At 63.7% G+C, this 12039-nt stretch carries 10 protein-coding genes; 5 read left to right on the top strand and 5 right to left on the bottom strand.

What is annotated here, in order from left to right:
* Positions 1-17 precede the first annotated feature (17 nt).
* Positions 18-767 (top strand): GyrI-like domain-containing protein, encoded by a 750-nt coding sequence (locus QZ409_RS19190; RefSeq protein WP_296714536.1) that lies wholly within the window; start codon positions 18-20, stop codon positions 765-767.
* A 60-nt stretch (positions 768-827) separates the two neighbouring features.
* Here QZ409_RS19190 and leuB read toward each other — a convergent pair whose 3' ends face one another.
* The 5 genes from leuB to QZ409_RS19165 form a co-directional block, all read right to left on the bottom strand.
* On the bottom strand, positions 828-1934 hold the full coding sequence (leuB, locus tag QZ409_RS19185) for a 3-isopropylmalate dehydrogenase (RefSeq protein ID WP_296714534.1): 1107 nt from the start codon (positions 1932-1934) through the stop codon (positions 828-830).
* 161 nt (positions 1935-2095) lie between these two features.
* Entirely contained in the window at positions 2096-3907 is a 1812-nt protein-coding gene (locus QZ409_RS19180) for a porin (protein WP_296714531.1), read from the bottom strand.
* A 472-nt stretch (positions 3908-4379) separates the two neighbouring features.
* Positions 4380-6065 carry a porin gene (locus tag QZ409_RS19175; protein ID WP_296714528.1) on the bottom strand — a complete coding sequence of 562 codons (1686 nt, stop codon included), beginning with the start codon at positions 6063-6065 and terminating at the stop codon, positions 4380-4382.
* 410 nt (positions 6066-6475) lie between these two features.
* On the bottom strand, positions 6476-8200 hold the full coding sequence (locus tag QZ409_RS19170; protein ID WP_296714525.1) for a SulP family inorganic anion transporter: 1725 nt from the start codon (positions 8198-8200) through the stop codon (positions 6476-6478).
* Between the two features lie 217 nt (positions 8201-8417).
* A complete protein-coding gene (locus QZ409_RS19165; protein WP_296714523.1) occupies positions 8418-8642 on the bottom strand; it encodes a hypothetical protein in 225 nt (74 codons plus the stop codon).
* A 211-nt stretch (positions 8643-8853) separates the two neighbouring features.
* On the opposite strand from QZ409_RS19165, the gene glk reads away from it, so the two are divergent.
* From glk to QZ409_RS19145, 4 genes are all read left to right on the top strand, one after another.
* A complete protein-coding gene (gene glk, locus QZ409_RS19160; RefSeq protein WP_296714520.1) occupies positions 8854-9822 on the top strand; it encodes a glucokinase in 969 nt (322 codons plus the stop codon).
* 215 nt (positions 9823-10037) lie between these two features.
* Entirely contained in the window at positions 10038-10676 is a 639-nt protein-coding gene (locus QZ409_RS19155) for a MotA/TolQ/ExbB proton channel family protein (RefSeq protein WP_296714517.1), read from the top strand.
* Positions 10676-11161, top strand: a complete 486-nt coding sequence (locus tag QZ409_RS19150; protein WP_296714516.1) for a biopolymer transporter ExbD — start codon at positions 10676-10678, stop codon at positions 11159-11161. Before QZ409_RS19155 ends, QZ409_RS19150 begins: the two co-directional genes overlap by 1 nt.
* Positions 11158-12000, top strand: a complete 843-nt coding sequence (locus tag QZ409_RS19145) for an energy transducer TonB (protein ID WP_296714513.1) — start codon at positions 11158-11160, stop codon at positions 11998-12000. The genes QZ409_RS19150 and QZ409_RS19145 overlap by 4 nt, the downstream gene beginning before the upstream one ends.
* The last annotated feature ends 39 nt before the right edge of the window (positions 12001-12039 follow it).

Below are 12039 nucleotides of genomic sequence, written 5' to 3'. Positions count from 1 at the left end.
AGATCGGGAGCTGTCGGATGCAGAACGGCAAGGTTATTTCAGGCCGGGAATGGGCGCGGCGTCTGGCGCTGGCTGTCGCGCTGATCGCCGCGCCGATTCCGCTCGCCGCGCAACAGCCGGCGGGGGACGCTGGCAAGGCGACCGCGCCCAAGGTTGACGCGCCCAAGACGGAGGCTCCGGCTCCGGCGCAGAGCCCCGCCAAGGACGCCGCCGGCCCCGCGACGCCCGAACCGGGCAAACCTGACGCCGCCAAGCCGGACGCGCCCAAGGCCGAGGCGCCGAAAGAGGCCCCCGCCGAGGAAGGCGCGATCAAGGTCGAGGAAATCGCCGCCCGCGTCACCATCCAGACCCATGGCGCCGCGAAATGGGAAGAGGGCTACGCCAAAATCATTGACGCCATCGCCAAATTGCGCGCTGCCGCGCAGAAGGCCGGGCTCAAGGAAACCGGGCGCCCGGTCGCGGTCTTTACCGACACCGATGACGCGGGCTTCAAATTCGACGCCATGCTGCCGGTGGATGCGCCCGCCGATGCGAAGCCCGATCTGGGCGCCGATATCTCGATCGCTCAGGCGCCGAGCGGCAAGGCCGTGCGATTTGAACATCGCGGCGCCTATGACGATATCGATTCGACCTATGAGGCGATCACCGCCTATCTCGACGAGAAGGGGCTGGAAGCGCGCAATCTCTTTGTCGAGGAATATGTCGTCGAGGCCAAGGATTCCAGCGACATTGCGCTTCAGGTCGATATTTACGTCTTCCTGAAATAAGGCGGGCTTCAAGGAAACATAGAAATGCGCCGGCCGCTCGAAACGGCCGGCGCGTTTTTTTCAGACCGACTTTTTCAGCGCCGTCACGATGGCGTCGCCCATGGCCGAGGTCGAGATTGAGGTCGTCGCTTCGCCCTTGATGTCTGCGGTGCGCAGGCCTGCGGCCAGCACGTCGGCAATGGCCTTCTCGATCAGATCCGCCGCCTGTCCCAGGCCGAAGGAATAGCGCAGCGCCATGCCGAACGAGCCGATCATGGCGATCGGATTAGCGATTCCCTTGCCGGCGATATCAGGCGCCGAACCATGGACGGGCTCATACATCGCCTTGCGCTTGCCATTGGCGTCAGCGGCGCCGAGCGAGGCGGAGGGCAACATGCCCAATGAGCCGGTCAGCATGGAAGCGACGTCCGACAGCATGTCGCCGAACAGATTGTCGGTCACTATCACGTCGAACTGCTTGGGCCAGCGCACGAGTTGCATGCCGAGCGCGTCAGCCAGCATATGGTCGAGCTGGACGTCCGGATAGGACTTCCTGTGGAGCTCGGTGACGACGTCCTTCCACAATACGCCGGACTTCATGACATTGTGCTTTTCCGACGAGGTCACCTTATTGCCGCGCTTGCGCGCCAGTTCGAAGGCGACCGCCGCGATGCGTTCAATCTCATAGGTGTCATAGACCTGCGTATCGATGGCGCGCTTCTGGCCATTGCCCAGATCAATGATCTCCTTGGGCTCGCCGAAATAGACGCCGCCGGTCAGCTCGCGCACGATCATGATGTCGAGGCCTTCGACGATCTCGCGCTTCAGCGCGGACGCGTCGGCCAACGCGGGATAGCAGACGGCCGGGCGCAGATTGGCGAACAGGCCAAGGTCCTTGCGCAGACGCAACAGGCCGGCTTCCGGACGCACGTCATAAGGCACATCGGCCCATTTCGGTCCGCCGACGGCGGCGAGCATCACGGCGTCAGCCGCCTGGGCGCGCGCCATGTCCGCTTCGCTGATCGCCTTGCCATGCGCGTCATAGGCGGAGCCGCCGACCAGGCCTTTTTCAAATTCGAAACTGGCGAGACCTGCGTCGGAAATCACCTTGGCGACCTTTTCGACCTCAGCCGTCACCTCGGGACCGATGCCGTCGCCCGGCAGCAGGAAGATATTGTAGCTCGCCATGATTTGCCTCGTGGTCGCAGGATTTGAAATACTGCGGCCTTGCTAAACTTGGCGCCTGCGCTTGGCAAGACGTTTAGGGGCGCGTGAAAAACAGAAATCCCGTGAGCCGGGGAGGCTCACGGGAGTGTTTGACCTTTTGATCGGAAGTTTTGAGAGGTCGATCAGAAGGTGAAGCGGACGCCGGCCGACGGAGAGAAGTTGTTGACGTTGTAATAGCCGGAGGCGAGGCCGCCGCCGACGACCGAGTACATGAGGCCCGCATAGACGTCGAGCCGCTTGTTGAAATGGTAGTCGACGTAGCCCGAAACAGCGTCCAGCGTGCCGGAGCAGGCGCTGGAGCGCGGCGCCGACTGAGCCGCATAGACGGTTTTCACGCCACCATAGGTCACGATCGTTCCACCGTTCGCGAGGTAGCCGGGAAGGCTGCAGGTCGCCAGGCTGGTGCTCGCGGTATTGGTTACGCCGGTGGTATTCGCCGCAAAGCCATAGCTGTTCTGGTTGACATGATAATAGGCGACAGTGAATTCGGTCTTCGGATTATACGAATATTTCACGCCGACCCACACGGTGTCCAACAGTTTGGCGTGCGGAAGAGAGCCGTTGTTGATCGAGCTGATGACGTAACCGCCCTGATCGTTCTGTGCGCCGATGCCAACATTATTCTTCGGATTATGAAGGATCGCATGCGCCCAACCAGCGTAGAACTTGAACTGGTTCCAGGTATATTTCGCCCCGATTGCGCCGCCCGTATTGTCTGTTGCGGTGGAGCTCAGCGTCCCGGAGTTGGCGTTGCCATAGGTGGTGGTTCCCTGGGCGACATTGCCGAGGAATGTATTGCTCGTGAAGGTGGAGATGCCGCCGAGCTGAGCCGCGCTGAGCGGGGTATTGGCGATCGCCTGGTTGAAGTAGCCGAGCACGCCGTCAACATCCAGTCCAGCATAGCTGGCGCCGAGACCAACCTGTCCGGCGTCATTCTTGGTCCCATAATATTGTGCCGCGGTAATCGTCGGCTTCGCGCAGCCCGAAACAGGGAGGTTCGTTCCCGTGCAAAGCGTGCCGCCCGTGCCGACATTGCTGCCGCCATTGCCATCGGCAAATTTGTACATGGCGCCGAAGCGGATTCCGCCAATCCCCTGCACGGGAATCTCGACCTTATATTTGAAGGAGTCGTCCCAACGGGCGTTGGCGGTGGTGCCGAGACCGCTGACATAGGTGCCGGAATAGCCGATGGCCGAGAAAGCCGCGGCGCCTCCGGTCGGGTCATACGCCGAGACCAGATCATTGGCGAGCGAGCGATGGCGACCGAATGTCAGCTGACCTAAGGTTTTCGAGGCCACGCCGACATAGAGCTGGTCGTTGAAGGCCTGCCCGCCACGCGAACCGTCGCCCCAGTTCGAATAGGCATTGCGGTTGAGGCCCTGATTGTCGACCATCGAACCGGGGCCGTTCTGCAATTGGCCCGACTGCGGATTGAGGTAGGTCGAGGCCATGAAGACGCCCGACCAGCCGGGCAGAATTTCCACCGAACCCTTGAGGCCGACGCCCGTCGACGAAGTGCCGTTGGGAAGGAAGCCGAAAACGGCGGAACGGGCGTATCGATTGACCAGTTCCGGGCCGTTATAATACTTGCCATTGCTCGGCAGGCCGCTGCTCGCGTAATTGAGGCCAGCGTCGAAGTTTCCGAACAGCGTGATGCCACAGAAGGTCAGCGGGCCGTCCAGCGAGAGCGGGGCGCACTGCGCGGGAAGATCCTTGAGGACGGGAAGGTCGGCCGCCATGAAGCTGGTCGCGGCCGGACGCGCTGCGGGCTGCTGCTCCAGATTGGTCAAACGCTTTTCGAGCGCCTCATTCTGCTTCTTCAACGCGGCTGCTTGCTCTTTCAGAGCCGTCACATCGGCGTTTTCAGCGCGCGCGGCGCCGGCGGCGACGAGGATCGCGCCTACGGCGGCGGCCATCAACAAACGATTTTTCATCATCAGCTCCAGAGAGGCTTCAAAGATCGGATCTGCCGAAGCGACTGCGCCGCGAATCTACATTCGGTAACTGGAATATATATTCTTGCGAAGGTGTTGCTTGGCTCTATGTCATTAATAGCAAGAGCTTAGCGCCTTGAAAAGACCGTAAAAATGCCAACAGAGATAAATTTTCTATTTTTTAGGCATTTTATGCTGTTTTTGTCCAGAAACTGCATATAGTTTAGCTAAGTTTTGAAAAGTGTAAAATTTTCGACGCGGCCTGTTGCATTCGAGCAACTGCCCTTGCCCACCCAGGCGTGGCGCCTCGGTCGCGGGCAATGCGTCCGGGCGCCGTCTCGCCGCGGCAAATCCAGACTCGAAGCCGGACCACGACAACGAAAGTCCAGCGCTGGAAAACAAAAATCCCGCGAGCCGAGGCTCGCGGGACAATGTCGAAGGATCGTTGTTCGGAAAAGCTCCGAAGCGCCGATCAGAAGGTGAAGCGAGCGCCGACGGTCGGGGCCCAGTTCGAGGCGCTGAAGTAGCCCGAAGCGAAGCCGCCGGTCACGCTGCTGTACATCAGACCGCCATAGACATCGAACCGCTTGGTGAAGTGGTAATCGACGAAGGTGGAGGCGGCATACAGGTTGCCCGAGCAGGTCGCGCTACGCGGCGAGGTCTGATTCAGAGCAGGCCTATAGGGGCTGAAGGCGATATAGCCCGGCAGCGAGCAGGTCGCGAGATTGGCGGTCGTGCCGTAACCGTTCTGATGCTGCATGTAGAAGCCGCCAACGATGTCGGTCTTCTCATTATAGGCGTAGCGCGTGCCAACCCAGAAGGTGTCGAGCAGCTTGGCGTTCGGGAACGCCGCATTGTTGACCGAGCTCAACTGGTAGCCGCCCTGGTCGTTCTGGGCGCCGATGCCGACATTATGTTCCGGGTTGTGATAGATCACATGCGCCCAGCCGGCGTAGAACTTCCACTGGTTGAAGGTGTACTTGCCGGCAAGCGCCCAACCGGTGTTATCCGAGGCGGTAGCGCCCAGGGTCCCGGAGTTCAGGCCGGTCGAAGTGACGACGGCGCCGGTGTTCGACGTGAAGGTGCTCGCGCCAAGCAGCTGAGCCGAGCTCAGGGTGCTTGTCGAGATCGCCTGGTGGAAATAGCCCAGCACGCCATCAACATCGAAGCCGGCATAGCTGAAGCCGAGATCAACCTGACCGGCGTCGTTCTGGGTCGAATAGCAGTTCTGGATCGTGCCCCTCGCCGCCGTGACCAGCGTGCCCTGGTAGTTGCAGCCGCTATTGCCATCGGCGAACTTGTACATGGCGCCGAAGCGAACCGGGCCGTAAGAGACCTTATATTTGAACGAATCGTCCCAACGGCTGTTGGCGGTGTCGCCGAGGCCAGCGACCGGGGTGCCGGAATAGCCGATCATCGAGAACGCCTGCGAACCGCCAGCCGGGTCATAGGCGCCGACCAGATCATTGGTCAGGCTCTTGTGACGACCGAAGGTCAGCTGGCCGTAGACCGGGTTCGCGAGACCGATATAGAGCTGATCGTTGAACGCTTGGCCACCACGCGAACCGTCGCCATTCTGGGAGTAGTTGTTGCGGTTCAGGCCCTGGTTATCGACCTGCGAACCGGGACCGTTAAAGAGCTGGCCCGACTGCGGGTTGATATTGGTCGAGGCCCAGAACACGCCGGAAATGCCCGGCAGAATTTCGGTCGAGCCCTTGATGCCGAGCGTGGTCGCGGCAAGGTTGCTCGGCGAAATGCCGAAATAGGAATGGGTGGCGTTCTTGTTGATCAGGTTGTTGCCCAGATAGTACTTGCCGTTGGTGGGCAGGCCGTAGGAAGCCCAGCCGAGGCCGGCGTCAACCGTGCCGAACACCGTAATGCCACAGAAGGTCAGCGGGCCGTCCAGGGCCAGCGGGGGGCACATCGGCGCGATGTCCTTGAGGACGGGGAGGTCGGCCGCCATGAAGCTGGTCGCCGCCGGACGGGCCGCGGGCTGCTGCTCCAGCTTGGTCAGGCGCTGCTCGAGCTGCTCGTTCTGAGCCTTCAACGCAGCGGCCTGAGCCTTCAGTGCCGCCACGTCGGTGGTCTCGGCGCGGGCCGCGCCGGTCGCCGTCATGACCGCCAGAGCGGCGACAGCAGCCAAAAGTTTGGTTTTCATAAGGAGTCTCCCAAATTGCGGGCTCTCGCGCCGCCGTAACTTTTTGCGTCCGCCCGGAATTCGCCCTCTCCGCGTTTTCCGCCGGTCCGCCGCCCCCCGATGAACGAAAATTCATCAATCGCGACTGATATCGATTAAAACGCAGACCAAGCTTTTGACAATTGAAAACAGTCCCTCGAACGGCTCCGTTCGCATCAAAACCGACTCGTGTTGCTTTTCTGCCATAGCGCCGCAGGAGTTACGGGGCCGCACGTCCCAAGAGTAGGATCGCGTTAAGTCTAAACAGTCATAAAATTGACATCCGTCCCCACGATTTACGACGAATGTCGAACGACTATTGTCGGTTACAACTTGAACCGACGGGAACTCGCCTGACTGACGCCACAAAGCCGTCTCACGCTAAGCTGGACCTAAGCCGATGTCCTGGCCGGCGACGGAACGATTTGCGCGTCGGGCGCCAGAGCCTTGATCGCCTCGTCGACGCTGTGAAAAAAGCGGCCCCGGCCATGGACATGGGGCCCGTCGAGGGCGTCGAACAGGCCGTAGGACTCGAAGGCCGCCTGCGCCCGCACCGATTCAAGCCGCGCCACCGCGAAATCGACCCGCTTGCGCCGACAGGCCTCCATGACCGAGGCCAGCCCCTGCGCGGCGGTGTAGTCGAGCGAATCGACGGCGCCGGCTTCCAGCACCAGCAATTTCAGGCCCGGCTCGTCCGCCGCCGCGCTCAACTGGCGCTGGAAGCGGTCGGCGTTGAGGAAGGACAAGGGCGCCTGGAAGCCGACGACCGCGACGCCCGCCAGTTTCTCGCCATCGAAATCGGCCGTTTCCGGCCACCAGACGGTCTTGCCGGGAAGGCGACGGAATGTGTGAAGGTCGGTCTGGGTCGTCGTCCACAACCCGTGGATCAGCGACAGGATGATCGCCAAGGCGACGCCGGTCTGGACCGGCACCAGAACCACCAGAAATAAAGTCGCGAGCAGGAGAATAAATTCCGGACGGGAGCGCGCGGCGATATCGCGCATGGCCCCCACCCGAAAAATCCGCCCTGCGATATAAAAGAGAATGGCCGCCAGCGCCGCCTCCGGCGTATGGCTAAGGAAGCTTTCGCCAAAAGCCGCGACCAGCGCGACGGCGACCGCCGCTGTGAGTCCCGCGATCTGAGTTTCCGCGCCGGCCTCGGCGACGATGGCGGTTCGCGGCGGACTCGCGTTGACCGGAAAGGCCCCGAACAGGCCAGACAGCATGGAGCCGAGGCCAAGGCCCAAAAAGTCGCGATCAATATCCGCTGCTTCGCCCGGGAGGCCGGGAAAGGAGCGGGAGGTCGCCGCGCTCTGCGCCATGACCACGGCGGCGATAATGGCCGAAAGGCCCAGAACCTTGCCGAAATCGTCGACATCGGCAATCGGCGCGGCGAGACGCGGCGGCAGGACGTGAAAGGCGCCGACGGTTGGCAGCCCCTGGCTTTCAAGACCGAGCATCATGGTGGCGACGGTCGCTCCAACCAGGGCCAATAGTGGCCCCGGAAAGCGGGAACCTGCCCATTCGACGACGACGATGAAGGCAAGACAGGCCGATCCGGTCAGGATGGCCAGCGGCTTGACGCCATCGAATTGGCGGATGATTTGCGCGAGCCGGTCGAAGCTGCTTCCAGATCCGGCGACAAGTCCGAGAAAGGCCGGCGCCTCGGACAGGGCGATGTGAACCGCGATGCCGCCGAGAAAGCCGGTGAGCACCGGGATCGAGAACAGATTGGCGACCCAGCCCGCCCGGAAAAACCCCGCGCCGGCCAGGAAAACGCCCACGATCACGGATAGCAGGGCGGCAAGATTCAGATATTCCGCCCCTCCGACCGGCGCCATCGCGGCCAGGGACGCGGCGAAGATGGGCGTGATGGTCGAATCCGCGCCGGACGACAGATAGCGATTGGCGCCGAACAGAGCGAACGCCAGAGACCCGGCGATGAAGACGTAAAAGCCGATATGGGGCGCGAAGCCGCCAAGCCGCGCGGTCGCCATCTGTTCAGGCGCGGCGATGGCCGCCAGCGTCAGTCCAGCGACCAGATCTGCCGGCCAGCTCGCGGCGCCGCCCTGGAGGGATCGGAACACCAGCCAGTTTCTTGTTGTTTCTTGCGCCATGGAGGTGCCCCCCGGCCGCGATGTTCGCGCATCGCCAGCAAAAAGGGAACGGCGCTGCTATGTTCCGCGGAGCGCGATCAAATTCTGTGGTGACTGGCCATGTCTATCGGTCGTCATCCGCACAGCCAGACCATTGCTCCGGCCTCGGCCTACGTTTCCGGTTCCGAAACTCAGCTCTCGCCAATGCGCCCCGTATTGCGATCCACCGGATCGCGGCTCAATATCCGCCGGTGTCGCTCCCGCCGGGAAGGGGGGGCGCGAAATATGGCGCCGCAGGCGCGCGCCGTGCGGCGGCTGGCGCATGATGTTCGATCGCCTGCGCGGGACGAACGCCCGTGTGATGGCGATGATGATGCTTGGCCTTTACTTCAGTTTTTGCATAGGCCGAGGACGCAATGAAGACGGCGGCAAGCACGAGCGCGGGTCCGATTGATCGTTTCATGACGGCCTCCATCTTCCGCATTGGCGGCGCGACTTTTAGCGGCGCATCGCGCGCGCCAGCGCCATCGCAATTGGGCGTCAAGTTACTTAGTTTCACAGGCGTCGATTTTCATCATCGAGAGGGGTTTTAAACGCGTCATTTGACAAATTCGCCTGTCCTCGCCCGATTGGGCGGGGTCGAAGTGCGGCGGCGCGACAACCCGGGGGCGGAAATGCAAGAAGAAGAAATCGGCGTCGCCGACATTGGCGGCACGCATGCGCGTTTCGCCCTGGCGCGGATCGCGGGAGGCCGCGTACGCGCCCTCGGCCCCGCGACGGTGCTTCGGGTCGCCGAATTTCCTGGGCTGGCCGAAGCCTGGCGCGCCTTTCTCACGCGCTCCGGCGCGGCGCCCCGCGCAGCGGCCCTGGCTGTGGCCGGCCCCGTACGCGGCGAAGTGCTGAAATTCACCAATAATTCCTGGCGCCTGCGTCCCGCCGCTCTGGCAGGGGAACTCGGCGTCGAGCGCGTGACCTTGATCAATGATTTCGGCGCCATCGGCCACGCCGTCGCGCAACTCGCGCCCGAGGATTTCACTCATATCGCCGGCCCCCGGCGGCCCCTGCCCCGTCCGGGCGCCATCAGCGTCGTCGGCCCGGGCACCGGCATTGGCGTCGCTTTGACGTTGCTGGAGGCCGAGTCCCATCGCGTCGTCGAGGCTGAGGGCGGCCACGTCGGCTTCGCCCCGCGCGATTCCTTCGAGGACGCGCTGCTGGCGCAGCTGCGGACGAAATTCGGCCGGGTTTCGGCGGAGCGCGTCCTCTCCGGGCCGGGCCTGGCAGAAATCCGCGCCATGCTTCCCGGCGCAGGGGATGCGCCCGCCCCCGCTGACGACAAGGCCCTGTGGGAGGCGGCCATTTCCGGCGCCGATCCGCTCGCGCGCGCGGCGCTCGAACGCTTCTGCTCCTGTCTCGGCTCTTTCGCCGGCGACGTCGCTTTGACGCATGGCGCGCATGGAATCGCGCTCGCCGGCGGTCTCCTGCCGCGCATCGCGGACCTGCTGCCGCAGACGCGGTTCGCCTCAAGTCTCTGCGCCAAGGGCCGCTACGCAGCCCTGATGGCGGAGCTGCCGGTCTGGCTCATCGCTCATCCGCAGCCGGGCCTGTTCGGCGCGGCGGCCGCTTTCGCGGCGGGGCAAGATTAAAGAAGCAAAGTCCCTTCTCCTTATTTCTCGCTCAGAAGCGGGCTTGTTTCCCTCGAAAACCGGGATTTTTTCCCGGCGTGGCCGGGAAACGTCGATGCCTGCGGGCTTTGCCCCCTGGCGCCCCTGTCTTTCCGCAAAAAGCGGTATAAGTTCACAAAAATGCGGACGGGCGACGAGACCCATCACAACCGCAACGGAAACGCTTGGAAGTCCCCATGGAAGATATTTCGCTTTCCCCGATCGGTTTGTTCATGCAGGCGGGGCTCGTCGGCAAGGCGGTCATGGTCCTGCTGGTCGTGGCCTCGATCTGGTGCTGGCTGCTGATCGTCGAGAGCCTGTTCGGCCTGCGGCGCCTGTCGCGCGCCTTGCGCGACGCCAGGGCCGGACATTCCGATCATCTGCTCGCCCCGATCGAGGCGCAGGGCGCGCAGGAGGCCCGCATCCGCATTGTCGGCGAGACGGTTTCCGAGCGCCGCCAGCGCGTGACCGACAAGATGACCCGCGCCAGCCTGGAGCTTCTGACCGCCGCCGAGGGCGGACTCGCCAATCTGGCGGTGATTTCCTCTGTCTCGCCCTTCGTGGGGTTGTTCGGCACGGTCTGGGGCATCATGGGCAGTTTCGTCGGCATCGCCGCCTCCAAGGACACCAGCCTCGCCGTGGTCGCGCCGGGCATCGCCGAGGCGCTAGCCGCCACAGCCTATGGTCTCGCCGCCGCGATTCCCGCCGCCATCGGCTATAATCGTCTCGGCGCCGCCTTTTCCCGACTGGGCCAGGGTCTGATGAACCGCGCGGCCGACCGCGCCGTCGAACTGACGCGCGATCCGGTTGTCGCAAGTCAGGCGGAGGCGGCCTGATGGGCTTTTCGCCGTCCGACGCCAATCGTCCGGGCTTTTACCGCCCGCAGGCCGAGATCAACGTGACGCCGCTCGTCGACGTCATGCTGGTGCTGCTCATCATTTTCATGATCACCGCGCCGCTGCTCACGGCCGGCATGAAGGTGCAACTGCCGCAGGCCCAGGCGGCGCGCCCGCTCAATCCGAAGGAGCCAGTCGTCGTGGTCGTCGCCCGCGACGGCGGCCTCGCCGTCGGCGCGGAACCGGTCGCAGGAGCTGATCTGGTCCAGCTGGTCAAGCTGAAGCTTGGCGACGACCCGGGCCGGGTCGTGCATCTGCGCGGCGACAAGGACGTCCCCTACGGCCAGATGGTGGCGATTCTCGATCAGCTCGCCACCAATGGGATCACCCATATCGCGATCGTCACCGAAACCGGCAAGGATTCCGGCAAAAAACCCGACGCCCCTGTTGTCGCGCCCGCGTCGGCGACGGAGCCCGGAAAATGAGCGTCACCGGCGCCCTTTCCGCCGGTCGTCCGATGCTGGCGTCCGCGCCGGGCGACTTGGTCCGGCCGCCGTGGCTGCGTCCGCTGGCGCTGCTGCTCATTCTCGCCTTGCACAGCCTGTTGTTCGTCGCCGTCAAGGGTCGGCCGGCCGCCCTGTCGCCGCTGGACACCGTCGAGGTCTCGCTTGTTCCGCTCGGCGACGCCGCCGAGGACCAGAAGAAGCAAGAAGAGGTCAAGCCCGCCGAAATGGCCGCGCAGGAGCCGCCGCAAGAACCGCCGCCTCCCGTGCAGCAGGCCGAACGCGTCGAGCCGGTCGAGCCGCCCCCGCCGCCGCAGGTCGCCGTTCCCGAAGCCGTCCCCTTGCCGGTCGAGCCGCCCAAGCCCGTCACGCCGCCGCCGGCCGTCGTCGAGAAAAAGCCGCCGCCCAAACCCGTCGCGACCCGTGACGACCAACGCCAGAAGGCGCAGGAAGAGCGCGAACTCGCCGAACGCCGCCGCAAGGCGCAGGAGGCGCGGCAGGAGCTGAAGCGCGGGGCGGCCAATGGCGCGGCCCAGGCGTCGTCAATGTCGCCTGCCGCCTATGCCGGCCTGTTGGCCGCCGAAATCCGACGCCGCACCTTCTATCCGGCCGCCGCGCGGGCCGCGGGCGCGACCGGCGCCGTCGGCGTGGCCTTTACGGTCGGGCCGTCCGGGCGGGTCATCAGCCAATCGGTCACCCATTCCTCCGGTAATCCAGTTCTCGACGCCGCCGCGCGCACGACTTTGAGCGGAATTCGCACGCCGCCGCCCCCCGGCGGGCGTTTTTCGACCAGCACAAATATCCGATTCCACTTCAATTGACGTATGGCCGGCGCATTGGGCGGATTAAAAATAGTTTTC

It is taken from the genome of Rhodoblastus sp. (assembly GCF_019449565.1).
Lineage (GTDB): Bacteria > Pseudomonadota > Alphaproteobacteria > Rhizobiales > Beijerinckiaceae > Rhodoblastus.
This window is presented reverse-complemented; position numbering and strand designations above follow the sequence as displayed.